This is a genomic window from Streptomyces sp. NPDC018693, from assembly GCF_044391385.1.
In the GTDB taxonomy this organism is placed as follows: domain Bacteria; phylum Actinomycetota; class Actinomycetes; order Streptomycetales; family Streptomycetaceae; genus Streptomyces.
This window is the reverse complement of the sequence record NZ_JBIRZZ010000003.1, coordinates 292,076-317,750: the sequence shown is the minus strand read 5'-3', so window position 1 is coordinate 317,750 and position 25,675 is coordinate 292,076. Positions and strand designations below refer to the sequence as shown.

22 protein-coding genes and 1 pseudogene are annotated in these 25,675 nt (G+C 71.9%); 11 read left to right on the top strand and 12 right to left on the bottom strand.

Annotated features, from left to right (window positions below; all coding sequences use genetic code 11):
• Positions 1-22: 22 nt before the first annotated feature.
• Together ACH5AC_RS09820 and ACH5AC_RS09815 are read right to left on the bottom strand one after the other, a co-directional pair.
• Positions 23-1,174 carry a dihydrodipicolinate synthase family protein gene (locus ACH5AC_RS09820; protein ID WP_398861205.1) on the bottom strand — a complete coding sequence of 384 codons (1,152 nt, stop codon included), beginning with the start codon at positions 1,172-1,174 and terminating at the stop codon, positions 23-25.
• Complete coding sequence (locus ACH5AC_RS09815; protein ID WP_398861204.1) at positions 1,171-2,322, bottom strand: Gfo/Idh/MocA family protein; 1,152 nt, start codon at positions 2,320-2,322, stop codon at positions 1,171-1,173. The genes ACH5AC_RS09820 and ACH5AC_RS09815 overlap by 4 nt, the downstream gene beginning before the upstream one ends.
• A 423-nt stretch (positions 2,323-2,745) precedes the next feature.
• On the opposite strand from ACH5AC_RS09815, the gene ACH5AC_RS09810 reads away from it, so the two are divergent.
• The 4 genes from ACH5AC_RS09810 to ACH5AC_RS09795 all read left to right on the top strand — a co-directional run bounded on the left by ACH5AC_RS09810 (position 2,746) and on the right by ACH5AC_RS09795 (position 6,538).
• Positions 2,746-3,792: a LacI family DNA-binding transcriptional regulator gene (locus tag ACH5AC_RS09810; protein WP_398861626.1), complete on the top strand. Its 1,047-nt coding sequence runs from the start codon at positions 2,746-2,748 to the stop codon at positions 3,790-3,792.
• Positions 3,793-4,436: 644 nt separating this feature from the next.
• On the top strand, positions 4,437-5,027 hold the full coding sequence (locus tag ACH5AC_RS09805) for a dihydrofolate reductase family protein (RefSeq protein ID WP_398861203.1): 591 nt from the start codon (positions 4,437-4,439) through the stop codon (positions 5,025-5,027).
• A 41-nt stretch (positions 5,028-5,068) separates the two neighbouring features.
• Positions 5,069-5,869, top strand: a complete 801-nt coding sequence (locus ACH5AC_RS09800; protein WP_398861202.1) for a sugar phosphate isomerase/epimerase family protein — start codon at positions 5,069-5,071, stop codon at positions 5,867-5,869.
• Positions 5,870-5,911: 42 nt separating this feature from the next.
• A complete protein-coding gene (locus ACH5AC_RS09795) occupies positions 5,912-6,538 on the top strand; it encodes a dihydrofolate reductase family protein (RefSeq protein WP_398861201.1) in 627 nt (208 codons plus the stop codon).
• On the opposite strand, the gene ACH5AC_RS09790 is transcribed toward ACH5AC_RS09795, so the two are convergent.
• A complete protein-coding gene (locus ACH5AC_RS09790) occupies positions 6,535-7,146 on the bottom strand; it encodes an RBBP9/YdeN family alpha/beta hydrolase (RefSeq protein ID WP_398861200.1) in 612 nt (203 codons plus the stop codon). The two genes, ACH5AC_RS09795 and ACH5AC_RS09790, sit on opposite strands and share 4 nt — an antisense overlap.
• A 51-nt stretch (positions 7,147-7,197) precedes the next feature.
• On the opposite strand from ACH5AC_RS09790, the gene ACH5AC_RS09785 reads away from it, so the two are divergent.
• Positions 7,198-8,127, top strand: a complete 930-nt coding sequence (locus ACH5AC_RS09785) for a LysR family transcriptional regulator (RefSeq protein WP_398861199.1) — start codon at positions 7,198-7,200, stop codon at positions 8,125-8,127.
• Between the two features lie 112 nt (positions 8,128-8,239).
• Here ACH5AC_RS09785 and ACH5AC_RS09780 read toward each other — a convergent pair whose 3' ends face one another.
• From ACH5AC_RS09780 to ACH5AC_RS09770, 3 genes are all read right to left on the bottom strand, one after another.
• Positions 8,240-8,878 (bottom strand): GNAT family N-acetyltransferase, encoded by a 639-nt coding sequence (locus ACH5AC_RS09780; protein WP_398861198.1) that lies wholly within the window; start codon positions 8,876-8,878, stop codon positions 8,240-8,242.
• Positions 8,875-10,119, bottom strand: coding sequence for a 3-phosphoshikimate 1-carboxyvinyltransferase (gene aroA / locus ACH5AC_RS09775; RefSeq protein ID WP_398861197.1), 1,245 nt, complete (start codon positions 10,117-10,119; stop codon positions 8,875-8,877). The genes ACH5AC_RS09780 and aroA overlap by 4 nt, the downstream gene beginning before the upstream one ends.
• Positions 10,120-10,220: 101 nt before the next feature.
• Positions 10,221-10,898, bottom strand: coding sequence for a hypothetical protein (locus ACH5AC_RS09770; RefSeq protein WP_398861196.1), 678 nt, complete (start codon positions 10,896-10,898; stop codon positions 10,221-10,223).
• Positions 10,899-11,217: 319 nt separating this feature from the next.
• Between ACH5AC_RS09770 and ACH5AC_RS09765 the strand changes: the two genes are divergently transcribed.
• From ACH5AC_RS09765 to ACH5AC_RS09755, 3 genes are all read left to right on the top strand, one after another.
• The gene (locus ACH5AC_RS09765; RefSeq protein WP_398861195.1) at positions 11,218-11,859 is read left to right on the top strand and encodes an FG-GAP repeat domain-containing protein; all 642 of its coding nucleotides are present in this window, start codon (positions 11,218-11,220) and stop codon (positions 11,857-11,859) included.
• Positions 11,860-12,185: 326 nt separating this feature from the next.
• Complete coding sequence (locus tag ACH5AC_RS09760) at positions 12,186-13,973, top strand: glycoside hydrolase family 3 protein (RefSeq protein WP_398861194.1); 1,788 nt, start codon at positions 12,186-12,188, stop codon at positions 13,971-13,973.
• A 153-nt stretch (positions 13,974-14,126) separates the two neighbouring features.
• Positions 14,127-14,732, top strand: a complete 606-nt coding sequence (locus tag ACH5AC_RS09755) for a hypothetical protein (RefSeq protein WP_398861193.1) — start codon at positions 14,127-14,129, stop codon at positions 14,730-14,732.
• Positions 14,733-14,751: 19 nt separating this feature from the next.
• On the opposite strand, the gene ACH5AC_RS09750 is transcribed toward ACH5AC_RS09755, so the two are convergent.
• The 5 genes from ACH5AC_RS09750 to ACH5AC_RS09730 form a co-directional block, all read right to left on the bottom strand.
• Positions 14,752-16,164 carry a S28 family serine protease gene (locus ACH5AC_RS09750; RefSeq protein ID WP_398861192.1) on the bottom strand — a complete coding sequence of 471 codons (1,413 nt, stop codon included), beginning with the start codon at positions 16,162-16,164 and terminating at the stop codon, positions 14,752-14,754.
• Positions 16,165-16,296: 132 nt separating this feature from the next.
• A complete protein-coding gene (locus ACH5AC_RS09745; protein ID WP_398861625.1) occupies positions 16,297-16,626 on the bottom strand; it encodes a hypothetical protein in 330 nt (109 codons plus the stop codon).
• A gap of 476 nt (positions 16,627-17,102) precedes the next feature.
• Positions 17,103-20,843: an ABC transporter ATP-binding protein gene (locus ACH5AC_RS09740; RefSeq protein WP_398861191.1), complete on the bottom strand. Its 3,741-nt coding sequence runs from the start codon at positions 20,841-20,843 to the stop codon at positions 17,103-17,105.
• Between the two features lie 119 nt (positions 20,844-20,962).
• Positions 20,963-21,985 (bottom strand): esterase-like activity of phytase family protein, encoded by a 1,023-nt coding sequence (locus tag ACH5AC_RS09735; protein WP_398861190.1) that lies wholly within the window; start codon positions 21,983-21,985, stop codon positions 20,963-20,965.
• 64 nt (positions 21,986-22,049) lie between these two features.
• Entirely contained in the window at positions 22,050-22,784 is a 735-nt protein-coding gene (locus tag ACH5AC_RS09730) for a DUF899 domain-containing protein (RefSeq protein ID WP_398861189.1), read from the bottom strand.
• A gap of 253 nt (positions 22,785-23,037) precedes the next feature.
• On the opposite strand from ACH5AC_RS09730, the gene ACH5AC_RS09725 reads away from it, so the two are divergent.
• Both ACH5AC_RS09725 and ACH5AC_RS09720 read left to right on the top strand, forming a co-directional pair.
• Positions 23,038-23,220, top strand: a complete 183-nt coding sequence (locus ACH5AC_RS09725) for a putative ATP-grasp-modified RiPP (protein ID WP_398861188.1) — start codon at positions 23,038-23,040, stop codon at positions 23,218-23,220.
• A gap of 20 nt (positions 23,221-23,240) precedes the next feature.
• Positions 23,241-23,564: pseudogene (locus ACH5AC_RS09720) on the top strand (MvdC/MvdD family ATP grasp protein); the annotation flags it as partial.
• Between the two features lie 347 nt (positions 23,565-23,911).
• Here ACH5AC_RS09720 and ACH5AC_RS09715 read toward each other — a convergent pair.
• Entirely contained in the window at positions 23,912-24,556 is a 645-nt protein-coding gene (locus ACH5AC_RS09715; RefSeq protein ID WP_398861187.1) for an HAD family hydrolase, read from the bottom strand.
• Between the two features lie 253 nt (positions 24,557-24,809).
• Here ACH5AC_RS09715 and ACH5AC_RS09710 point away from each other — a divergent pair, with 253 nt between their 5' ends.
• Positions 24,810-25,616, top strand: coding sequence for an endonuclease I family protein (locus ACH5AC_RS09710; RefSeq protein ID WP_398861186.1), 807 nt, complete (start codon positions 24,810-24,812; stop codon positions 25,614-25,616).
• Positions 25,617-25,675 lie beyond the last annotated feature (59 nt).

The following is a 25,675-nucleotide window of genomic DNA, read 5'->3' as shown; positions in this document are numbered from 1 at the left end:
ATGCTGAAGCGTTCGAGTCCGGTCACTGGGTCACCCCGTACAGCGCCAGCAGGTTCCTCATGCGCTCCTCCGCCAGCTTCGGGTCCGGGAACAGGCCGAGGCCGTCGGCGAGTTCGTAGGCGCGGGCGAAGTGCGGGAGGGAGCGGGCCGACTGCAGGCCCCCGACCATCGTGAAGTGGGACTGGTGGCCGGCCAGCCAGGCCAGGAAGACGACGCCCGTCTTGTAGAAGCGGGTCGGGGCCTGGAAGAGGTGGCGGGAGAGTTCGACGGTGGGGTCGAGGAGGGCGCGGAAACCGTCCGTGTCTCCCGTGTCGAGGACCCGTACCGCCTGCGCCGCCAGCGGGCCCAGCGGGTCGAAGATGCCGAGCAGGGCGTGGCTGAAGCCCTTCTCGTCGCCCGCGATCAGCTCGGGGTAGTTGAAGTCGTCGCCGGTGTAGCAGCGGACCCCGTGGGGGAGCCTGCGGCGCAGGTCGATCTCGCGCTGGGCGTCGAGGAGGGAGACCTTGATGCCGTCGACCTTGTCCGGGTGCGCGGCGATGACCTCCAGGAAGGTGTCGGTGGCCGCGTCGAGGTCGGACGAGCCCCAGTAGCCCTCCAGCGCCGGGTCGAACATCGGGCCCAGCCAGTGCAGGACCACCGGCTCGGACGCCTGGCGGAGCAGGTGGCCGTAGACCTCCAGGTAGTCCTCGGGGCCGGACGCGGCGGCGCACAGGGCGCGGGAGGCCATCAGAATGGCCTGGGCGCCGGACTCCTCGACGACCGCGAGCTGCTCCTCGTAGGCCGCGCGGACGTCGGCGAGGGTGCCGGACGCGATCTGGTCGGTGCCGACGCCGCAGGCGATACGGCCGCCGACCGCGCGCGCCTCGGCGGCGGACCGGCGGATCAGTTCCGCCGCGCCCGCCCAGTCCAGGCCCATGCCGCGCTGGGCGGTGTCCATGGCCTCGGCGACGCCGAGCCCGTGGGACCACAGGTGGCGGCGGAAGGCGAGGGTGGCGTCCCAGTCGACGGCGGCGGGAGAGTCGGGGCTCACATCGGCGAACGGGTCGGCGACGACGTGCGCCGCCGAGAAGACCGTACGGGAGGTGAAGGGGGTGCCGGGGGCCGGCGCAAGGGGCTCCGTGCGGGGCTCGTACGTCCTCAACGCCCCGGTGGAGTCGGGTAGTTGGATGGTCACAGCGAGATCTCCGGTACGTCGATACGGCGGCCCTCCGCCGAGGACTTCAGGCCCAGCTCGGCGAGCTGGACGCCGCGGGCGCCGGCCAGCAGGTCCCAGTGGTACGGGGCGTCGGCGTAGACGTGCTTGAGGAAGAGCTCCCACTGGGCCTTGAAGCCGTTGTCGAAGACGGCGTTGTCGGGGACCTCCTGCCACTGGTCGCGGAAGACCTCGGTGACGGGGATGTCCGGGTTCCAGACCGGCTTGGGGGTGGCGCTGCGGTGCTGCACGCGGCAGTTGCGCAGGCCGGCGACGGCCGAGCCCTCCGTGCCGTCCACCTGGAACTCGACGAGCTCGTCGCGGTTGACGCGGACCGCCCAGGAGGAGTTGATCTGGGCGATGGCGCCGCCGTCGAGCTCGAACACGCCGTAGGCCGCGTCGTCGGCGGTGGCGTCGTAGGGCTTGCCGTGCTCGTCCCAGCGCTGCGGGATGTGGGTGGCAGTGAGGGCCTGGACGGACTTCACCCGGCCGAACAGCTCGTGGAGGACGTACTCCCAGTGCGGGAACATGTCGACGACGATGCCGCCGCCGTCCTCGGAACGGTAGTTCCAGGAGGGGCGCTGGGCCTCCTGCCAGTCGCCTTCGAAGACCCAGTAGCCGAACTCGCCACGCACCGAGAGGATGCGGCCGAAGAAGCCGCCGTCGATGAGGCGCTTCAGCTTGAGCAGGCCGGGGAGGAAGAGCTTGTCCTGGACGACGCCGTGCTTGATGCCCTTCTCGTGGGCGAGGCGGGCCAGCTCCAGGGCGCCGTCCAGGCCGGTGGCGGTCGGCTTCTCCGTGTAGATGTGCTTGCCCGCGGCGATCGCCTTCTTGAGCGCCTCCTCGCGGGCGGAGGTCACCTGGGCGTCGAAGTAGATGTCGACCGTGTCGTCGGCGAGGACCGCGTCCAGGTCGGTCGAGACGTGCTCGATGTCGTGCTTCTCGGCGAGCGCCTTCAGGGCGTGCTCGCGGCGGCCCACCAGGATCGGCTCCGGCCACAGCACGGTGCCGTCGCCGAGGTCGAGTCCGCCCTGTTCGCGGAGGGCCAGGATGGAGCGGACGAGGTGCTGGCGGTAACCCATCCGTCCGGTTACGCCGTTCATGGCGATACGCACCGTCTTGCGTGTCACGTCGTACAGGTCCTTTCGTACGCGGGAGCGGCGCCGCGTACGCCCCTCCCATCTCACTGGCGAGCGTCACAGCAAGCGCTTTCTATGCGATAAAAGCTAGCCTCTGTGCAGTGGTCGCGACAAGACCGTGACGGGGTCGAGTTGTTCGAGGGGGCGAACAACGGGGGCGCGGGGGCTTAGGGTCTGGTCGACACGCCCGGAAGAGGCTCCGGGAGACTGTCCGGAAGACGGCCCGGAGACGGTCCGGAAGACGCCGGAACCGTGCCCCTGGCGGGGCTGTCTACGAGGGCGTACGAGGAAGTACGCCGTCGTACGACGAAGTACGGCCAAGTGCGGCCAAGTATGGCCAAGTACGGCCAAGTGCGGCGATGCACGACGGTGCACGACGAGGTGGACGAGATTGCGCGACCGGAGGACGACGAGATGACGGTGACCCTGGCGGACGTGGCGGCCCGCGCCCAGGTCTCCCCCGCGACGGTGTCGCGCGTACTGAACGGCAACTACCCCGTGGCCGCGTCCACGCGCGAGCGGGTGCTGCGCGCGGTGGACGAGCTGGACTACGTGCTCAACGGCCCGGCGAGCGCACTGGCCGCCGCGACGTCCGACCTGGTGGGCATCCTGGTCAACGACATCGCCGACCCCTTCTTCGGGATCATGGCGAGCGCGATCCAGTCGGAGATCGGCGGGCCGGGCGGCCGGGCGGGCGGCGAGCGGCTGGCCGTGGTGTGCAACACGGGGGGCTCGCCCGAGCGGGAGCTGACCTACCTGACCCTGCTGCAGCGGCAGCGGGCGGCGGCCGTGGTGCTGACGGGCGGGGCCGTGGAGGACGAGCCGCACGCGGCGGCCGTGGCCTCGAAGCTGCGCAAGCTCAGGGCGGCCGGGACCAGGATCGTGCTGTGCGGGCGTCCGCCGGCGCAGGACACGGACGCGGTCGCGCTGACCTTCGACAACCGGGGCGGGGGACGCGCGCTCACCGAGCATCTGATCGGGCTCGGGCATCGCCGGCTCGGGTACATCGCGGGTCCCGAGGAGCGGACGACCACCCGGCACCGGCTGGAGGGGCACCGTGAGGCGCTGGCGGCGGCCGGGATCGAGGAGGACCCCCGGTGGACCGTGCACGGGCCCTACGACCGGCGGGCTGGCTACGAGGCCACGCTGGAGCTGCTGCGGCGGGACGCCTCACTGACGGCCGTGGTCGCCGCGAACGACTCCGTCGCGCTCGGCGCGTGCGCCGCCCTGCGTGAGTCCGGGCTGCGGATCCCGGAGGACGTGTCGGTGGCCGGCTTCGACGACCTTCCCTTCAGCATCGACGCGGTGCCTTCTCTTACGACGGTGAGGCTGCCGCTCGCCGAAGCGGGGGCCCGGGCCGGGCGCATCGCGATGGGGCGGGAGGAGCCGCCGCCCGGCGGCATCGCGACGATCCGGGGGGAGCTGATGGTGCGGGGTTCTTCTGGGGTGCCTCGGGGGTGACCCGGGCGGGGAGGCGAAAGCGGTGTCGGGGCTGACCGGGGCTGACCCGGGGCTGACCGAGACTGGGAGGGTCGGGCGGTGTCGGGGCCGACCCGCGCGGGGGAGGGGTCGGGCCGCGTCGGGGCTGACCCGCGCCGGGACGCGACAGGCGGCGTCGGGACTGACCCGCACCGGGACCCGACAACCCACCACAAGCCGGCCCGCGCCAGGGAGAGCACCGTCCACCCAAGGGCCGACCCGCGCCGGGACCCGACTAGCCCAAGCCGAAACCGGCCCGCGCCGGGAGAGGACGGTGCGCCTCAGGGCTGACCCGGGTGAAAAGGCCACAGGCGGCGTCGGGGGACCCCGACGGAGAGGCGACGGCCTACCTCAGGGCTGACCCGCGCCGGGACGCGGCCCGCCCCAGGACGGACCCGCGCCGGAACTGCCACGATCCATCCCGGAACCGACCCATGCCGGAACCCGAGGTCCACCCGAGAGCCAACCACGCCGGAACCCGACAGCCTCACCCAGACCGCCCCGCGCCGGGAGGCGGCGGTCGGTGTCGGGAATCGGTGGGCCGGTTGCCGATGAGTTTTCTTCGGCGTTCCGGTCTGTACTGCTGAACGACCGATCAAGACCGAAGAGAAACCGGAGTGGATCCCATGGGTATCGTCGTCACCTCCTTCATCAGCCTCGACGGTGTCGTGCAGGCGCCGGGCGGGCCGCAGGAGGACACCGAGGGTGGGTTCGCGCACGGTGGGTGGACGGGGGCGTACTTCGACCCGGAGGTCGTGGGCGGGGCGTTCGACGCGGCGCTGGGGAAGGCGGAGGCGCTGCTGTTCGGGCGGCGGACCTGGCAGAACATGGCGGCGGCCTGGCCGGAGCGCGCGGGCGACCCCTTCGCGGACCGGATGAACTCCATCCGCAAGTACGTCGTGTCCAGCAGCCTCGCGGAGAGCGACCTGAGCTGGGACAACAGCGTGCTCCTGCCCGGCGGCGAGGCCATCGCGCGGGTGCGTGAGCTGCGCGACTCCGACGGCGGGGACCTGGTGGTCATGGGGAGCCCGAGCCTGGTACGGAGCCTGATCAGCGCGGGGATCGTCGACGAGCTGGTGCTGATGCGGATGCCAGTCCTACTGGGCGGCGGCAAGTCGATCTTCCCGGAGGACGGAGGCAAGCGGGGCTTCGAGCTGGTGTCCGCGACCTCCGCGAAGACCGGGGCCGAGGTGTGCGTCTACCGCGCTGCCGCCTAGGTGTAGCGCCGCTCCCCGTTCCGGACAGTAGGGTCCCTTCCATGAAGCTCGCCTTCTCCACTCTCGGTGTTCCCGGTCTTCCCCTCCCCGAGGTACTGCGGCTCGCGACCGCGCACGGATATCACGGTGTCGAGCTGCGGGCCCATCCCGAGGAGCCGGTCCATCCCGGGCTCGGTCCGGGCGAACGGGCCCAGGTGGCCGCGCAGTTCAAGGCGGCCGGGGTCAAGGTGCTGGGGGTCGCCGGATATGCGCGGGTGGCCGCGCCGGGGGATGACGAGGCCGTGGTCGGCGAGATCCGGGAGCTGCTCGATCTCGCCCGTGACCTCGGCGCTCCCTTCGTCCGCGTCTTTCCCGGAGGCGGTGCGGAGCAGTCCGACGCCGAGGCCGACGCGGTCGCCGCGCGCCGGCTGGCGAGCGCCGCCGAGTACGCCGGCGATATCGGCGTACGGATCCTGCTGGAGACCCACGACTCGCATCGCACCGGGGCCGCCGCGACCCGGGTGCTCGGCCTGGTCGGGCATCGGCAGGTGGGTGCGCTGTGGGACGTGATGCACACCTGGCTGGGCGGCGAGCAGCCGGTGGACAGCTACCTGGCGCTGGCGCCGTACCTCGGATACGTCCAGGTCAAGGACATCGCCTCGGCCGACGACACGACCCCGCTGCCGCTGGGCTCGGGGGTGCTGCCGCTCGCCGAGTGCGTGGAGGTGCTCTCCCGGCACGGCTGGGACGGCTGGCTGTGCTGGGAGCACGAGAAGCGGTGGTACGAGGCCGCCGAGCCGCTGCCCGGGCTGCTGGGCGGGGGGCGGGAGCATCTGGGGCGGCTGCTCAACGAGGCGGCCTGACCACATCCGAGGCGGTCGACTCGCTGCGAGGAGGAGAGAGCCATGGCCGAGCGAACCGGCAAGGTGATCTGCGGCATCACGATCTCGGCCGACGGGTACTCGGCCGGGCTCAACCAGACCGAGGAACGCCCGTTCGGCGACGACGGGGGCGACGGCTGGGGCAGCAGGCTGCACGCCTGGTTCTCCGAGACCCCCGAGGAGAACAAGGCCGAGATCGAGCGGATGCTCGCCGCCAAGGCATTCATCATGGGCCGCAACATGTTCGGCCCGGTGCGCGGCGAGTGGGACCGACAGTGGAACGGCTGGTGGGGCGACGAACCGCCGTACCACGCGCCGGTGTTCGTGCTCACCCACCACGCGCGCGAGCCACAGCCGATGGCCGGCGGCACCACGTTCCACTTCGTCACCGAGGGAATCGAGTCGGCACTGGACCAGGCACGCGCGGCGGCCGGTGACGGCGATGTCGCGATCATGGGCGGCGCGACCACCATCAACCAGTACCTCGCCGCCGGCCTGATCGACGAGCTGCGGCTGGACATCGTGCCGCTCACGCTCGGCGCCGGCACGCGGCTGTTCGAGGGTGTCCCGCCGCTGGCGCTGGAGCAGGTGAGGTCACGGCCGGCGAGCCTGGTCACCCACGTGACCTACCGGGTGCTGGGCACCCTCTAGGTCCGGGCCCGGAACTTCGCCTCTCCGTCCAGGCACCACTCCAGCACCGACGGCCAGGGGCCGTACCCCGCGTCCAGGTCCAGGTGGGCGGCGCCGGGGACGATCTCCGCGGTGAGGGCGAGGGGATCGCCGTAGACGGTCTGGGCGCCTTCCGGGCAGTACGGGTCGTCGTCGCCGGCCACCAGGCGGGTCGGGGTCGGCAGGCGCAGGCCGGCCGGCGGGGGCGGGGCGAAGCCGGCCACCTCCGGGTGGCGGGCGAGCACGGAGGGGGAGGGCGGGGCGACCAGCAGGACGCGGTCGATGCCGCCGAGGCCGGGCAGTTCCCGCGCCACCGCGTGCAGCCACAGGACGACGGACAGGCTGTGCGCCACGACGACCCGCTCCTCACCGCCGCGGGCGCCGAGTGCGGCGAGGTGGCGGCGGAGCTCGGTGAGCCAGGTCTCCAGGTCGGGGTCGTCCGGATCCGGGAGTTGCGGGTATGTCACCGGGTGGCCGTGGTCGGTGAGGCGGTCGGCGAGCCAGTGCTGCCAGTGGGGTTCGGGGCGGTGGTTCTGCCAGCCGTGGAGGATGAGGAAGGAGGTTGAAGAGGGGGTCGAGGAGGGTGTCATGGCTCCGATGATTCCTGGCCGCCGGGATTCCGGTCCAGTTAAACTTTTCCGATGGATCCCTTAAGCCCTGCCTTCACCATCGATCTACGGCGCCTCACCGTCCTGCGGGAGCTGCAGCGGCGCGGGAGTCTGGCCCGTACCGCCGAGGCGCTGCACCTGACCCCCTCGGCGGTCTCCCAGCAACTGTCGGCGCTGGCCCGGGAGTTGGGGGTCCCGCTCACCGAACGGGACGGGCGGGGCGTACGGCTGACCGGGCAGGCGCGGGTGCTGCTGGACCACGCCGATGTCATCGCCGCCCAGCTGGAGCGGGCCCGGGCCGACCTGGCGGCGTACGGAGAGGGCGGGCGGGGCGCGGTGACGATCGGCGGCTTCTCCAGCGGCATCCTCGGGTTGCTCCCGCCCGCCCTGCGCGCCCTGCGTGAGCGGCTGCCCCGGCTGCGGGTGGACGTGGTGGAGGCGGAGCCGCCGGACCTGTTCACCGCGCTGGACGGCGGGCAGGTGGACGTGGCGGTGGCCGTCGACTTCGCCGCCGCTCCCCCGCACACCGACCGCCGCTACAGCCGCGAGGACCTCCTCACGGACGTCCTGGACATCGCGCTGCCCGCCGGACACCGGCTCGCGGACCGCGACCACGTCGAGCTGCGCGAGCTGGCGGCGGAGCCCTGGATCGTGGGCGCGGCGCGCAGCTGCTGCGGTGCGGTGGCCCGCTCGGTGTGCGCGGCGGCCGGTTTCACCCCCGACATCCGGCACGCCGTGAACGACTGGTCGGCCCTGGCCGCCCTGGTCGAGTCCGGCCAGGGCGTCGCCCTGATCCCCCGCCTGGTCCACTCCGCCTACGCCCACCGCGACCTCGTCCTGCGCCCGGCCGCCGGTGAGCCGCCCTCCCGGAACGTCTTCGTGGCCGTACGAGCGGGCTCGGAGACGGACCCGGTTCTGACCGCGGTCCGGGAGGAACTCCGGGTGGCGGCAGCCGCCAGGTGACGGTGGTGACTGGAGCGAATGTTCCACCTGGGCGGCGCAAAGGGCCTGGTGGAGCGGGCGCCGGGTGCACCATTCGCTCCAATCCCTGCCGCCATCACCCCGGGACCCGGCGTCACGCGGTCGTCGTCCTGGCCGCGTGGCTCGCCACCCTCTCCGCCAGCTCCGCCTTCCTCTGCGGCCATTCCTCCGCCGTGATGGAGAAGATCGCCGAGTCGCGCAGGCGGCCCTCCTCGCCCGGCACCTTGGAGGTCTGGCAGTTGCGGAGGACGCCCTCGAAGTGGGCGCCGAGGCGTTCTATGGCCGCGCGGGAGCGAGTGTTGCGGGCGTCGGTCCTGAGGTCGACCCGGGCGACCTGCCACGCCTCGAAGGCATGGCGGAGGAGGAGGTACTTGGCCTCGGCGTTCACGCCCGTGCCCTGGGCCGGGGCGGCGAGCCAGGTGTGGCCGATGTCGACGGCGTCGAGGCGGTCGTCGGAGCGCCAGGAGCGCGGCTCGCAGTACGCCGTCGTACCGACCGCGCGGCCGGTGGCCAGGGAGACCTGCGCGTACGGAGCGACCCGGCCTGCCACCGCTCTGGCCGATTGCAGGTCGATGTACGCGCCGACCTCACCGGCCCTTGGCACCCAGGTGAAGCCGTACGTCCCCCGGTCCTGCTCCGCCGCCACCGCAAGGTCGGCCGCGTGCCGGTGGGTCAGCGGTTCCAGGCGAACCAGCGTGCCCTCCAGGACCGGACCCTCCAGCGTGAAACTCATCCCGTGATGTCCTCTCGCAGCCGTGCGAACGCCTCGTGGAAATCGGGGAACGTCTTGCGGACGCAGCCGGGGTCGTCGAACGAGATTCCGGGTGTGCGCAGGCCCGTCACGGCGAAGGACATGACGATGCGGTGGTCGCCGTGGGTAGTGATCTGGGTGTCGGGGGCGGGGGTGCCCGGGTGGATCTCGATCCAGTCGGGGCCGGTGGCCACGGGCACGCCCAGCCGCCGGAGGTTCTCCGCGCACGCCTCCAGGCGGTCGCACTCCTTCACGCGCGTGTTGGCGACGTCCTCGATGCGCACCGGGCCGGTGGCGTAGGGGGCGATGCCGGCGAGGGTCGGCATGGTGTCGGAGATGTCCCGCATGTTGACGGTGACGCCGCGGAGTTCGCCGGTGCCCTCGACGGTCGTCGCGTCCGGGCCGATGTCCACCTTCGCGCCCATGCGGCGCAGTACGTCGACGAAGCCGAGGTCGCCCTGGAGGGCGCCCTGCCCGAGGCCCTCGACGGTGACCCGGGCGCCGGGGGTGACGGCGGCGGCAGCGAAGAAGTAGCTCGCCGTGGACGCGTCGGGCTCGATCGGGTAGGTCGTGGCGCGGTAGCCGCCGGGCGGGACGACGAAGACGTCGCCCTCGCGCTCCACCTCCACCCCGAAGGCCCGCATCATCGCGATGGTGATCTCCACGTACGGCACGGAGACCAGGTCGGTGACCCGGATCCGCAGGCCGTGCCGGGTCAGCGGGCCCAGCAGGAGCAGGGCAGTCAGGTACTGGGAGGACTGGCCGGCGTCGAGGGTGACCTCGCCGCCCTCGACGCCCGCCGCGCGCACCGTCAGCGGATGGTGGCCCTCCGCCTCCTCGTGCCGCAGGTCGACGCCGAGGTCGCGCAGGGCGCGGGTGAGCGGGAGGAGGGGGCGGCGGCGCATCTGCGCGGAGGCGTCGAAGCGGTACGTGCCCCGGCCGGCGGCGGAGACCAGCGCGGGCAGGAAGCGGGCCGTGGTCGCGCCGTCCCGGCAGTACACGTCCGCCTCGGCCACCGCCGGGCCGTCCGGGCGGCCGTCGATCTGCCAGCTGTCCGGGGTGCGGCCGACGCGGTAGCCGAGGCGGGTCAGCCCCTCGGCGAAGCCCTCCGTGTCGTCCGAACGCAGCGGCCGCACGAGGGTGGTGACACCGTCGGCGGCGGCCGCGAGGAACAGGGCGCGGGCGGTGATGGACTTGGAACCGGGGATGTCGACGCGGGGCATGCCCCTCATGATCCCGTGCCGACGGCCTCCGGGGCGAGGCTGTCCACGGTATGAACGTCAGGTCGGACCGCCGCCGACCTCCGGGCGGGGCGCCGGCGAGGTCAGTGCCACTCCACCGACCAGCAGGACCGTCGCACACCGGCTCGCCACCACGCTGCCCCTTGCGAGTACGTCGTCAGCAGCCCGGCTGATTCCCATCCCGCCGGGCCTTGGCGAAGGCATCCGCCAGCAGACCCTGAACCTCCGATTCGTGGGAGGTAGTCCCAGCCCTCGCCGATCCAGGAGACCTGGTTGTTCGTGGCGGACGTACGGCCGTCCGAGGACTGCGAGTTGTAGCTGAGGGTGACGTTCGGGGTGGGGCCGGCCGGGACCTGCGGGGCGGCCATCGTGTACGAGTAGGCGAAGGCGCCGTTGGAGCCGCCCTGGGACCAGGAGCCGACGGAGACCAGCGGGGACGCGCCGAAGTCGCCCCCGGAGCCGGCGTCGTGGGAGATGCCGACGAGGAGGTCGCCGCCGTCACCGGAGGCGACCTGCTGGACCGCCGACTGCTGGGTGGAGCCCCGCCAGACGGCCGGGCTCACACTGCCGCTGTCGGTGGCCGCGGCGGTGGACGTGCCGGCTGGCTGGGCGGAGACCGCCTGGAGGTCGGCGGTGTCCACGGTCAGGTTGAGCAGGTCTCCGAGACCTGGACGGTGGTGGCGGTGCTGCCGCATCGGCATGGTCACCTCCACCTCCACCTCGGCGCCGACGACGTCCGCGACCGCGCTGGAGACGGACACGTCGCAAAGACCAGCGAGCTGTACATGTCGGCCAGGGGAACCGACCCGGACGGCGTCCTGTCCAAGCTGGAGTTCGAGTTCGGCAAGGACAACGACTGGCCCAACACCAAGACGTCGTACTTCCGCTCCATCGCCAACGGCGAGACCGGCTCGTACCGGCTCCCCAGCCTGCACGCTGTCCAGCAGCTTCGGCGCCCACAACAAGGGCACCCTGATCAAGGACAAGGGCACGGCGCCCCACATCTGGGACGGCGCCGGCACCTACGCCCTGGTCACCCACAACGGGGACTTCGCCCCTGCGGACGGCATCTCGGACTGGGTGGTCCGCACCCCCGACGGCCGCCTGTTCATCTACCCCGGCGACGGCTACGGGGCGATCGACGTGACCCGCAGGGTGGAGGTCCGGCTGCCGGCCGGAGCGCCATCCCCCGCGACCTTCTCGGAGATCAAGTCGGCGGGCGACATCACGGGGGACGGACAGCCCGAGCTGTTCGTGGCCGGCGGTGCCGGGGGCGCGGAGCTGTGGGTGTTCAGCGGTTACAGCGGCGGCTACTTCGAGACCGCGACCAAGATGACGTCGTCGGCCTGGGACACCCGGGACTTCGTGGCGATCGCCGACTACAACAACGACGGCGCCGCCGACCTGACGTACCGCACGGCCGCGGGCAACATCTGGCTCCGCAAGGGCAAGCTCGACGCGTCCGGCCACACGGATGTGAAGAGCCTCGGACTGGCCACGTCGAGCCTGGACGGCGACAACGCCTACGCCTCCGGCTACATGACCACGGCCGACTACCCGCTGCTCTACGGCAGTCCCGATGTCACCGGTGACGGCATCCCCGACGTCTGGGCGACCAACAGCGCCGGAGACCTGCTGCTGTTCAAGGGCGGCGCCACCTCCCTGGGCACCTCGACACGGCTGCGGACGGGCACCTGGGGCAATGTGAAGCAGCTGGGCTGACGCAACAACGGACGACCGGCCCCTGGGCGCATCCGCCCAGGGGCCGCTCTGTCACTCCCGTCCCTCCTCTCCCGACTTCCCGCGAACCACCCCCTGCCGGGAACCCATCCCCCGCGCCGCTCGTCCAACCGCCACAACCGCCGGAGAGTCTCCGCGGCGCGGTGTCGGCCCTCGCTGCTGGCTGCGATAGCTGACCACCCTCTCCGCCGCACCGCGGCCGGCGGCCCGCCGCCATCGGCGCGCCCCCCTCCAATGCGCCGATGGCGGCCCCTCGCCGGGCACCATGTCCCCCAGTTCCCTCAGTGGATCCTCCGGAAGGAGCGCAGGTGCCCTCCAGACGTACTCTCCTCACCGCCGGCGCCGGGCTCACCGCGGCCCTCGGCGTCGGCGGTTCCGCGCAGGCACGCGACGACGGCGGACTGCGGCGGCTGGTCTCCCGGATGACGACCGAGGAGAAGGTCGGCCAGGTCTTCGTCTCCCACGTGTACGGCCACTGCGCGACCGCCCCCGACCCGGCCGACGCCGACGCCAACCTCAGGGAACTGGGCGTGCGCACGGCCGCCGAGCTCATCGCCCGCTACCACCTCGGCGGGATCGTCTACTTCACCTGGGCACACAACACCCGCGCCCCGCGCCAGATCGCGGACCTGTCGTCCGGCATCCAGCGCGCCTCGCTCGCCCGACCGCGCGGACTGCCGGTGCTGATCTCCACCGACCAGGAGCACGGCATCGTCTGCCGCATCGGCAGACCGGCCACCCTCTTCCCGGGCGCGATGGCGATCGGGGCGGGCGGCTCACGCGGCGACGCCCACACGCTGGGGCGCCTCGCGGGCCGTGAGCTGCGCGCGATGGGCGTACGGCAGGACTACTCCCCCGTGGCCGATGTCAACGTCAACCCGGCGAACCCGGTCATCGGCGTGCGCTCCTTCGGCGCCGACCCGCAGGCCGTGGCCGAGCTGGTCGCCGCCGAGGTCCGCGGCTACCAGTCGTCCGGGGTGGCGGCGACCGCCAAGCACTTCCCGGGACACGGCGACACGGCCGTCGACAGCCACTACGGCTTCCCCGTCATCACCCACAGCCGCGAGCAGTGGGAGGAACGGGACGCGGTGCCGTTCCGGGCGGCGATCGCGGCCGGTGTCGACGCGATCATGACGGCCCACATCCTGATCCCCTCCCTCGACGACTCCGGCGACCCGGCCACCCTCTCCCGCCGCATCGTCACCGGCCTGCTGCGCGAACACCTCGGCTACGACGGGGTCGTGGTCACCGACGCGCTCGGCATGGCGGGAGTACGCACGAAGTACGGCGACGACCGCGTCCCCGTCCTCGCCCTGAAGGCGGGCGTCGACCAGCTCCTCAACCCGCCCAGACTGGACGTCGCGTGGAACGCCGTCCTCACCGCCGTACAGGACGGGGAGTTGGCCGAGGCACGGCTCGACGAGTCCGTCCTGCGGATCCTGCGCCTGAAACAGCGCCTCGGACTGCTCGACGAGCCGTACCCCGACCGAGCCGGTGTCGACCACATGGTCGGTGCCCCGGCCCATCTCGCCACCGCCGACCGGATCGCCGAGCGGACCACGACCCTGCTGGTCAACGAGGGCGCGCTGCTGCCGCTGTCCCCGCGCACCCGGCCCCGGCTGCTCGTCGTGGGCGCCGACCCGGCCTCCCCCTCGGGCACCACCGGCCCACCCACCACCGTCCTCGCCACCGCCCTCACCGAACTGGGCTTCACCGCGACCGCCCTGCCCACCGGCACCAGCCCCTCCGCCACCACCATCGAGCACGCGGTCGCGGCGGCCGGCGAGGCGGACGCGGTGATCGTCGGCACGTACAACGTCACCGCCGGCAGCCCGCAGCGGACGCTGGTGGAGCACCTCCTCACCACCGGCCGCCCGGTGGTGGCCATCGCCCTGCGCAACCCGTACGACATCGCCCAGCTCCCCGACGTCAAGGCGTACTTGGCCTCCTGCTCCTGGACCGACGTCGAACTGCGGGCCGCCGCACGGGTGATCGCCGGATCGGCGGCGCCGCGCGGCAGACTGCCGGTGCCGGTGGTCCGGGCGGACGACCCGGACCGGGTGCTGTATCCGATCGGGCACGGCCTGTCGTACTAGCTGCCTGTCAGCGGCGTACGAGGGCCGCACCCCACGCCGGTTGTGCGACCCGCACCACGCGCAATGGCCCTCCGCGCCGCTGGCGCACCCACGGCACCACCCGCCACGCTGGAGTGTGACATGCGGGGGTATGCGGGACTATGGGGGTGCGCGATGCGGGACAGACCTGGCCGCCCCCGGGCAACGTCCGTCCTCGCCGCCCTGGTGCTCTTCCTCGCCGGGTGCGACCGCCCCTCGGCGGAGAGCTCCGCCGCCCCCGCCTCCTCCGGCTTCGGTGCCGTCTTCCTCGGCGTCGGCGACTGCGGCTCCTCCGGGACGACGCACACCTACACCGAGGTGTCGTGTGCGAGTGAGCGGGCGGCGGCCCGGGTCGTCGCCCGGCACCCCGGCAAGCCGTCCGACGGCCCACCGTGCCCGGCGACCACCGACTTCGTCCTCCACATCACCGAACAGACGTCGTCCTCCGACGAGGACGGCGACGGCACCGTCCCGCAGGGCTACGCCTGCATGCGCAACCTCCGGCCCCCGCACCCCGGCGACCCGGGCGGCGGAGGCGGACCGCGCACCATCGTCGGCGACTGCGTGTACGGGCTGGGCGACGGTCAGGTCCGGGAGACGGCCTGCGACGGCTCGGGCGAGCGGCCGCCGCAGTACAAGGTGGTGAGGGCCGTGGACACCCGGGCACACTGCCCGGCGTCCACGGCCCTCTATGTCCAGCTCGGCGGCGGCGACCCGGTGGGCTGCGCCCGGCCGGTGTGAGCCACCGCGGGCGGCGGCGCTACGGCCGCAGCGCGGGCTCGCGCTCCACGTCGCGGACGTCCAGCTTCGCGTCGAAGGTCGCCAGCGGCTTGGCGCGCTGGACGGCGGTGGAGGAGACGCCCGCCCAGTCCAGGATCCTGGCCGTGGCCAGGGCCCTCTCGTCGGGTACCAGGCCGGCGACGTTGGCGCCGTGGTTCAGGCCGGGGGCGGTGAAGACGTAGGAGTCGCGGGCGCCCTTGCCGAGGTGGAAGGGTTCGGCGCCCCAGGGGTCGTTCTCGCCGTAGACGAAGAGCATCTGGCGGGCGTTGTCACGCACCCAGGTGTCGATGTCCCACATCGCCCACGGCTGGAAGGTCATGGGGATGTCGCGGGGCACAAAGTTGCGCGGAGGCTGGTAGCCGTAGCGGATGTGCTTGTTCTCGATGTGCGGGAAGCGGATGGTGGGGGCGCCGAGCTGGGTGCCCGCCTGGTAGTAGTACGGCGTGTACGGGGCGAGGCCCTGGTCGGTGTAGAAGGAGAAGCCGGAGATCTCGTCGACGGAGTTCCAGATCTCGTCGTCGGTGGCGCTCGCGGCGTTCGCCGGGATCGAGTCGCAGTCCGAGAGCAGGCTGTACTGCCAGAAGCCCCAGACGTAGTCGAGGACGACGGCCTCGTAGGCGCGGTCGAGGCTGCCGATGGTGTTGAAGGTGAAGCCTTCCGCCGCCGCGTACTGCGCGTACTTCTTCTCCAGCGGCTCGCGGCGTACGAGGGCCTCGCGCTGGACGGCGTTCAGCCGGTCGCGGCACTCCTTGGTGCCGACGGTGGCGAAGAAGCGGTCGTAGGCCGAGTCCTCCTTGTTCCACACGTCGTTGGGGGCGACGTAGGCGACGACGCCGTCCATGTCACGGGGGTAGAAGCGCTCGTAGTAGGTGGCGGTCATGCCGCCCTTCGAGCCGCCCGTGGAGATCCAGTTCTGGGAGTAGACCGGCTTGAGCGCCTTGAAGACACGGTGCTGGTCGCTCGCCGCCTGCCAGATGTCCAGCTTGGACCAGTCGGCCGGGTCGGGGCGGGACGGGGTGAAGAAGCGGTACTCCAGGGAGACCTGGTTGCCGTCGACGATCTGGGTCGGCTCGCTGCGGCGCGGCGTGGTGGAGACGTGGTAGCCGCTGGTGAAGAAGACGGTGGGGCGGCTGACGTCCCTGTGCAGCACGGTGAGGCGCTGCTGGAAGCTGCCCGCGGCCGGGTTCCGGTGGTCCACGGGCTGGGTGTAGGTGAGGACGAAGTAGCGGTAGCCGGGGTACGGCTTCTCCTCGACCAGGCTCATGCCCGGTATCGACAGGAGCCGTTCCTTGATGTCCGCCGGCTGTGGCTCGGCGGCGGTGGCCGCCCCCGCCGTGCTCAGCGTGCCTATGAGCACGGTGAGCGCCAGCAGCCATCTGAGCGCCTTGCGCATGCGCGTGCACCCTCCTTGTGAGACAGATGTGCGTGAGACAGATGTCCGCCGGAAGCTATCGGAGCAACTGCCTTCACACCAGGGGAAGTTGACGCGCATTCAGGGCATATCCGGGCAGGGGGGTCAGGCTTGTCAGCACAAGATCCAGCCGGAACTGACCGACCCGCTCCCGACCGAGCCGCGCACCCACACGCACCGCTGTCCCGCGCGCACGGTGACCGGGCCGGCGCTCAGCGGCGAGCGCACCTCACGCCGTACGGGACGGTGGCCGCGCGCCTGCACGCTCACCGTCATCCTGCGCTGCACGCCGGGCCACTTGGCGTAGGTCACGGCGCAGACGGAGCCGTTGCGCTTGAAGACGTAGACCGAGCCGGTGGAGAAGGACAGCGTCCGCGCGTGGCGGCCCGGGCAGGGGGCGCCCGCCGCCTCGGCCCTGCCCGGCAGGGCGAGGGCCAGCAGCATGGACACGAGCAGTACGGCCCCGCCGAGCGCCGCCCGCCGCCGTACCGTCCCTCCGATCACCGCCACCCCTCTCCGCACACGAGCCCCGTACTGGTGTACGGACGCGGGGGCGGTGCGCATGGTTGCGCACCCCGGCCCCCGCTCCCCGAAAGATGTGATGTGGTCACACTCACGTGGACGTGAGCGACTGCGACTGCGACTGCGACCGCGACTGCGACTGCGACTGCGACTGCGACAGGATGAACGTGCTGCCCCTGCCAGGCGCTGAGGGCCTGGCACAAGCGGTCGCGGCGGCTGCGCGACCGGCTGCCCAAGCTGGGCCGGATCTGGGCGACGGAGCGCACGGCCACGGCCGACGATCCCGCGAACGTGGTGGAACGGCTGGGCGGGCTCATCGCTCCCGCCATGCCGCCGGAGGAGACGGCGGCATGGCTGCGGGCGCGGGGCACCCACGGCCGGCGGGAGCCGGAGCAGGGTCAGACCGGTCCGGCGCCCACCGGCTCGCCCACGAACGTGCGCCACAGTTCGGCGTAGCGGCCGTCGCGGGCGAGGAGCTCCTCGTGGGTGCCGTCCTCGACGACCCTGCCGTGGTCCATGACGATCACCCGGTCCGCGCGGGCCGCGGTGGTCAGCCGGTGGGCGACCACGAGGGTGGTACGGCGGCCCGCCAGCCGGTCCGTCGCCTGGTTGACCTGGGCTTCCGTGGCCAGGTCCAGGGCGGCGGTGGCCTCGTCGAGGAGGAGGACGTCGGGGTCGACGAGTTCCGCGCGGGCCAGCGCGATCAGCTGGCGCTGGCCGGCGGAGAGGTTGCGGCCGCGCTCGGCGACCTCGTGGAGGTAGCCGCCGGTGAGCTGGGCGATCATCTCGTGCGCGCCGACCGCCCGGGCCGCCGCCTCCACCTCGGCATCGGTGGCGTCGGGCCGCCCGTAGGCAATGGCGTCGCGGACGGTCCCCGGGAAGAGGTACGCCTCCTGCGGGACGACGCCCAGACAGTGGCGGTACGCGGTGAGGTCCAGGTCGCGCAGGTCCGTGCCGTCGGCGGTGACCCGGCCGGCCGTCGGGTCGTAGAACCGTGCCACCAGCTTGACCAGGGTCGACTTGCCGGCGCCGGTCTCACCGACGAACGCGACGGTCTGCCCGGCGGGGATGCGCAGGTCGATGCCGGTCAGGGCCGCTTCCCCGGCTTCTTCGGCGCCGTACGCGAAGTGCACGTCCTCGAAGGCGATCTCGCCGCGCAGCGACCGCACCTGGCGGGGCTGCGGGGCCGGCTTCGTCGACGCCGGTTCCCGGAGCAGCTCCTGGATGCGGCCGAGGGAGACGGTGGCCTGCTGGTAGCCGTCGAAGACCTGGGAGAGCTGCTGGACGGGCGCGAAGAACAGGTCGATGTAGAGCAGGTACGCCACCAGCGCGCCGGCCGTCAGCGTGCCGTTCTCCACCCGCCCCGCACCCACGATCAGCACCGCCGCCGCGGCCGCCGACGACAGGAACTGCACGAAGGGGAAGTAGACGGAGATCAGCCACTGCCCCCGGATGCGCGCCAGGCGGTAGCTGTCGCTGGCCTGGGCGAACCGCCTGCCGCCGGAACGCTCACGCCGGAACGCCTGCACGATCCGCAGCCCCGCCACCGACTCCTGAAGGTCGGCGTTGACCACGGACACCCGCTCCCGGGCCAGTTCGTACGCCTTCACGCTCGCCCGGCGGAAGAAGTACGTGGCGATGATCAGCGGGGGCAGGGTGGTGAAGACGACGAGGGCGAGCTGTACGTCGATCACCAGCAGGGCGACCATGATGCCGAAGAAGGTGACGACCGAGACGAACGCGGTGACCAGGCCGGTCTGCAGGAAGGTGGAGAGCGCGTCGACGTCCGTCGTCATCCGCGTCATGATGCGGCCGGTGAGCTCCCGCTCGTAGTAGTCGAGTCCGAGCCGCTGGAGTTGGGCGAAGATCTTCAGGCGGAGTGCGTACAGGACGCGTTCGCCGGTGCGGCCGGTCATCCGGGTCTCGCCGATCTGCGCGGCCCACTGCACGAGCACGGTGAGCAGGGCGAGCAGCGAGGCCGCCCAGACGGCGCCGAGCGCCACCTGGGTGACGCCCTCGTCGATGCCGTGCCGGATCAGCACCGGCAGGAGGAGTCCCATGCCGGCGTCCACGGCGACCAGGCCGAGGCTGATGAGCAGCGGCAGCCCGAAGCCACGCAGGAGGCGGCGCAGGCCGTAGGACTCCTCGGGGCGGACCGCGCGTTCCTCGTCGATGTCGGGGGTGTCGGTCGCCGGGGGCAGCGCCTCCACCTGGGCGAGGAGTTCGGGCGTGGCCGGGGAGCCGGACAGCGCGGTGTCCTTCGGCTCCCGGTCGCCGGTCCACAGCCGGGGCGTGACCCCGCGCTCGGCGTCGAACTCGGCGTCCAGCTCGTCCCGTACTGACGTGTCCTCGACGGCGGCTTCCGGCCGGGCGTGGCCCGGGGAGACACCGCCGAGTTCGTCGGGGTCGGTGAGCAGGCGGCGGTAGAGGGCGGAGCGCTGCTGGAGTTCCTCGTGGGTGCCGAGGTCGGCGAGGCGGCCGTGGTCGAGGACGGCGATGCGGTCGGCGAGGTTGAGGGTGGAGCGCCGGTGCGCGATGAGGAGCGTGGTGCGGCCCTCCATGACCTGCTGGAGGGCCTCGTGGATCTCGTGCTCCACGCGCGCGTCCACGGCCGAGGTGGCGTCGTCGAGGACGAGGAGCCGCGGATCGGTGAGGATCGCGCGGGCGAGCGCGATGCGCTGGCGCTGGCCGCCGGAGAGGGTCAGGCCGTGTTCGCCGACCTTGGTGTCGTAGCCGTCGGGCAGCTCGGCGATGAAACGGTCGGCCTGGGCGGTGCGGGCCGCGGCCTCGATCTGCTCGTCGGTCGCGTCGGGACGGCCGTACGCGATGTTGTTGCGGACGGTGTCGGAGAAGAGGAAGGAGTCCTCGGGGACCAGGCCGATCGCGGCCCGCAGGGAGTCCTGGGTGAGCTCGCGTACGTCATGGCCGCCGATGAGGACGGCGCCGCGCGTCACGTCGTAGAAGCGCGGGAGGAGCAGGGACACCGTGGACTTGCCGGAGCCGGAGGAGCCGACGACCGCGAGGGTCTCGCCGGGGCGGATCTCGAAGCTGAGGCCGTCGAGGACGGGCCGCTCGGGGTCGTAGCCGAAGGAGACGTCGTCGAACTCGACGGTCGCGGGGGCGTCCGCCGGCAGCTCCTTGGTGCCGTCGGTGAGCGTCGGCTCGGTGTCGATCAGCTCCAGGACGCGTTCGGCACCGGCGCGGGCCTGCTGGCCGACGGTGAGGACCATGGCGAGCATGCGGACCGGGCCGACCAGCTGGGCGAGGTAGGTGGAGAAGGCGACGAACGTGCCGAGCGTGATGTGCCCGCGCACGGCGAGCCAGCCGCCGAGGGCCAGCATGGCGACCTGGCCGAGGGCGGGCACGGCCTGGAGGGCGGGGGTGTACCGGGAGTTCAGCCGGATGGTGCGCAGCCGGCCCGCGAAGAGGCGGCGGCTGACGTCCCTGATCTTCCCGGTCTCCTGCTCCTCCTGCCCGAAGCCCTTCACCACGCGTACGCCGCTGACCGCGCCGTCGACCACGCCCGCCACGGCGGCGGCCTGGGCCTGCGCGTACCAGGTCGACGGGTGCAGCCTGGTCCGGCTGCGCTTGGCGATCCACCACAGGGCGGGCGCGACGGCGATCGCGACGAGCGTGAGCGGGATGGACAGCCAGGCCATCACGATCAGCGAGATCAGGAAGAGGGCGAAGTTGCCGATCGTCATCGGCAGCATGAACAGCAGGCCCTGGATCAGCTGGAGGTCGCTGGTGGCGCGGCCGACGACCTGGCCGGTGGACAGCTCGTCCTGGCGGCGGCCGTCGAGCCGGGTGATCGTCCCGTACATCTCGGTGCGCAGGTCGTGCTGCACGTCGAGGGCGAGGCGGCCGCCGTAGTAGCGGCGGATGTAGGTGAGGACGTAGACGAGGAGGGCCGCGCCGATCAGGGCGCCCGCCCAGGGGGCCATCTCCCGGCTGCGGTCGCCGACCACATCGTCGATGATCACCTTGGTGATCAGCGGGACGATCGCCATGACCGCCATGCCGAGGAGCGACGAGGCCAGGGCCAGGACGACGTCCTTCGGATAGCGCCAGGCGTATCCGGCCAGCCGTCGTGCCCAGCCGGCTTTCTCCCGCCCGACCCCACCCCGTTGCGCTGTCACTCGGGTGCCTCCCGTTCGCCCTGATCTTCCGCAAGGCACCAACGCGGACGGCAGCGGATTTCATCCCTCGGACGTCATCTCTCGGACGTCCCCCTCGGACGTCATCCCTCGGACGTCAGTCAGCGCGTCCGTACGCGCAGGGAGTAGAAGCGGGTCGTCTGTACGGGGTTCTGGTTGTCGTCGCTGACGAGGAGAACGGTCAGGCGGTCCTTGGTGCGGCCGGTGACCGCCATGCCCTCGATGTTGTCGAGGAGGGGGTTGGGCTGGGGCTGCCTGGCGGTGGCGCCGAGGGTGGGACAGTCGGCGAGGTCGGCGAGGAGGGTCTTCCCGACCAGCCGTTCCCGCCCGGTGAGCCGGTCGATGCCACCGGTGTCGGTGGCGTGGCGGAGGTCGGCGAGGTAGAGGCGGACGGTGTTGCCGACGCCGGAGGTGTAGCCGCGCTCCAGGACGAGGAGGCGGCCGTCGGGGGTCGCCTGGACCTCCGGGACGCCGAGGCCGGGGTCGGTGCGGTAGCCGTACTGGGCGGCGAGGTCGAACCGGCCGCTGGGCCGGCGGGTCCAGGTCTGGAGGCGGACGGTGTCCGCCGGGTCACCGGCGAGCGCGCCTTCCATGGCGGCGAGCAGGGTGCGGCCGCCACGGAACAGGGTCAGCCCCTCGAAGGTCTGGTTGGCGGCGGCCCGCCCGGCGGGGGCGACCTTCAGCGCGTCCGGCACGGGGAGGCGGTCGAGGATCCGGCGGCCGTCGGCGCTGTGCCGGCGTACGGCGGGCTCGGTCTCGTCGGAGATGATCCGCGTGCCGTCACCATCGATCACCAGGCCCTCGGCGTCGAGCGCGCCACCGTTCTCGTCGGCGAGCGGGACGGCGGAGCGCGGGCGGAGGGTGCGGGGGTCCAGGGAGAAGAGGGCCGACCGGTCGGAGAGGGCGGCGAGGGAGCCGTCGCGGGGGTCGGTGGCGAGCGCGGAGAGGTTGCCGACGAAGGTGCCGCCGTACGTCGTCTTGTCGAGGGCGTCGGAGAAGCCGGTGAGGGAGACGGACGGCGAACAGGCGTGGGGCTGCTGGGCGTTCGCGGGTCCGGCGACGGAGAGGCAGGTGGCCGCCGTCAGGCCGGCGGTGACGGTGGCGAGTACGGTTCTCAGGCGCATGGGCGCCACCGTAGGGCGGGTGGGTGTCGCTCGGGGGGCGGTGCGGTGAAGCGCCTGGGGTTTCTCAGGGGATCCCGTATTCGTCGTGGCGGCGCAGCCAGTGCATGTCCGCGCCCTCCTCCTGGCGGCCCAGCGGGGCCCGGTCGAGGAGGCCGTAGTAGGGCATGGCGAATTCGAGGCCGCGCGCGGTGGTGACGTACGTGCGGTGGACGGTGCCGTCGGCGAGGGCGTAGGCGCTCAGCCCGGGGCCCTCGGTGACGTACTCCTGGACGCCCGTGCCGGTCGCCTCCGCCTGCTGGCGCACGACCGCCGGGATGTCCCCGTCGAGGAACGGCCTCAGCTCGTCCTCCGAGTAGACGAAACCGAGGTCGCGGTGGAAGTCGGGGCCGATGGTGGAGACCCAGTCGAAGCTCCAGCCCATCCGCTCCCGGTACGCGAGGAGCCTGTCGAGCGGCGCCCGGGAGGAGCAGACCAGCGTCACGTCGCGGGCCGTGAGGTGAACCGCGTTGGGGTCGAGGGTGTCCGCGATGGAGGAACAGACAGGGCAGCCCGCCTTGTACGGCGGGCCGAACATGAAGTGGTAGACGAGCAGCTGTGAACGCCCGCCGAAGAGGTCCGCGAGCGTCTGCGTCCCGCGTTCGCTCTCGAAGCGGTAGTCCTTCTCCACGGGCACCCAGGGCAGCTCCCGCCGCTTCCGGGCGAGTTCGTCGCCCCGCCGGGTGAGCTGCTTCTCCTCCACGAGCAGCTCCTGCCGGGCCGCCTCGAACTGCTCGGGTGTACCGATCCTGTGGTCGGGCATGGCGTCGTCCCTCCGGTGAGACCCCCTGAGGCAGCCCCATCTCCACCGTACGCGCGCGACGACCGGTCTTCTCACCCGCAGACGGCGGGCCTGTCGGTGCTTCGTCCTGAGGCGGTCTACCCAGATGGATCACGGAACATCAGACTGATCGCCGACGGCGACGACATGAAGGCTCTCAGTGACGACGCCGAAGCCGAAGCCGAAGCCGTGGGGACTGACGCGGATGAGGCCGTTTCCGGCAACGGCTGTCCTCGTGGCGCCTACGGTCGTACTCGATCCCGAGAGTCGGACCGGGCGGTGGATCGGACCGGGCGGTCCGGACGTTCCGTCCCTCGACCGGCACAAGCGCAGCGAGACGAGCAAGGAGACCAGGCCCAAGACATCGCTGGACGGCAACACGGACGAGGGCAGCGACCAGGAGGGGGACACCGATTGACTCGGACGTCGCCGGTTCTCGTGGTCACGCGGTTGGACGACTCGACGGCCGACCTGGTCATCGAGGAGCTGGGCAACCGGGAGGTGCCGGTCGTCCGGCTTGACCCGGCGGACTTCCCTGACACGGTCATCGTGACGGCTCGCGTGGACGACACCGGGTTGACGGGGAAGGTGCGGACGGCAACCCGAGCCTTGGCGCTGGAGGCGGTGCGGTCGGTGTACTGGCGTCGGCCACGGCCGTACTCCGCACCCGAGGGTCTGAACGGGCAGGACGCCCGCTGGTGCGCAGAGCAGGCCCGCTACGGGCTCGGCGGGATCCTGGCCTCACTGGCGGACGGGCAGTACATCAACCACCCGTGGCGCAACCGTGCCGCCGTGACCCTGCGGTCGCCGCGGGGCTGCGTCAGGCAGGGGTCCGCGCCGACACCAGGGCGAGGACCGGGCCGGTCACGGCCGCCACGGCCACGTGCAGGCCGGCGATCACCCTCACAGCCACCTGCGCGGTCTGCTCCTGCGTCATCTTTGGGCGCATGACGCTGCGGAAGTAGGCGATGCGGCCGCCTACGCCACTTCGCGTGTGTGCGGGGCATACTGGCTCCAGTTCGGTGCATCCATTCCGAACCGTACCCGCGCAGAGATGCCGCGTGGACCGTTACGGCACCACCAACCCTCTGTTGAGTGAGGCTCGTTCATCAGCGGCCTGCGATGGCCTGGAGTTCCATCAGGCTGTCGATACGCCAGTCAGCTGCTGCGGCCACCTCTGGGTCATCCGCCCAGAGATGACCCCATGGCCCGCGCCGCAGGTGAACCACACGCAATCCCGCCGCACGCGCGGGGAAGACATCGTTGGCCGGATGGTCCCCCACATACACCGTGGCCCTCGCCGGAGCCTGCGCCACCTCAAGCACGCGCTGGAAGAACTCCGGCTGCGGCTTGGCCACCCCCCACTCCCCCGAAGTGACGACGAGGTCTGCGGGCAGGTCCAGACCGCGCAGCAGCTCGCCTGCCCGCACCGTCTGGTTGCCCGCGATGACGACGCGCACGCCGACCGTCTGGAGGGCGGCCAGGGCGGGCCGCACGTCCTCGTACAGGTCGCTGTCGTCCAGGTGCTCACCATGACCGGCTGCCTCGCGCGCGCGGTACTCGGCGCCCACATCGATCCCGGGCCGCACCAGGCGGAGAGCCTCGGCATTGTCCAGGCCGCGTGCAACGACGACGCCGACGAGTGCCGAGAGGGTGTGCCGGGGAATGTCGAGCCAGTCGGCCCACAAGGCCCAGTAACGGTCGTCCCGGGTGATCGTCTCGCCGATGTCCAACACGATGGTCTCAATCACCATGTGAGCCTACGGCGCTGCGGCGGGTGCTCAAGATCCCGTTCGGCCGCCGAGGAGTACGTCCAGGAGACGATCTACCGCCTCGCCCCGTCTGACGTCAGCTGACAGCTGTTCCCCTGCGTCAACTCGCGTAGATCAGCCCTGATTTGCCGCTCCCCGTCATCCAATCGCCATGTTGGCTTCATGGACACACCCACATGTCCATGTCACTCTCCCGATTGCGCCCCCCACTCAACACGCGTAGATCGGACCCCACATGAAGCTGGCGACACGCATGGGCCGCTGGAAGTCGGTGGCACTGACGACCGCAGCGGTGATGGTCGGCCTCACCGCTCCCGCGCTGACCGCGACCCCGGCCGCGGCGACGACGACGGCGTACGACTCGACGTACTACAGGAACGCGGTCGGCAAGAGCGGGACGGCGCTGAAGTCCTCCCTGCACACGATCATCAGCAGCCAGACCAAGCTGTCGTACTCCGCGCTCTGGGACGCCCTGAAGAACACCGACCAGGACCCGAACAACAGCAACAACGTGAAGCTGCTGTACTCGGGCATCTCGCGGAGCAAGTCCCTCAACGGCGGCAGCAGCGGCAACTGGAACCGGGAGCACGTCTGGGCGCAGTCCCACGGCGACTTCGGCACCTCGGCCGGTCCGGGCACCGATCTGCACCACATCCGCCCCGAGGACGTGACCGTCAACGCGATCCGCGGCAACCTGGACTTCGACAACGGCGGCGGCAGCTTCACCAACAGCGGCGGCAGCCTCGTCGACTCCAACTCCTTCGAGCCGCGGGACGCGGTCAAGGGTGACGTGGCCCGCATGATCCTCTACATGGCGGTCCGCTACGAGGGCGACGACGGCTGGCCGAACCTGGAGCCCAACGACTCCGTCAACAACGGCGGCACCCGCTTCCACGGCCGCCTCTCCGTCCTGAAGGCGTGGCACCAGGCCGACCCGCCGGACGCCTTCGAGGAGCGCCGCAACCAGCTCATCTACAGCACCTACCAAGGCAACCGGAACCCGTTCATCGACCACCCGGAGTGGGTGGAGGCGATCTGGTAGCACCGGCCCGAGCCAGGGGCCCCGCACCGGCCGCCACCGGTGCGGGGCCCGCGTGCTGC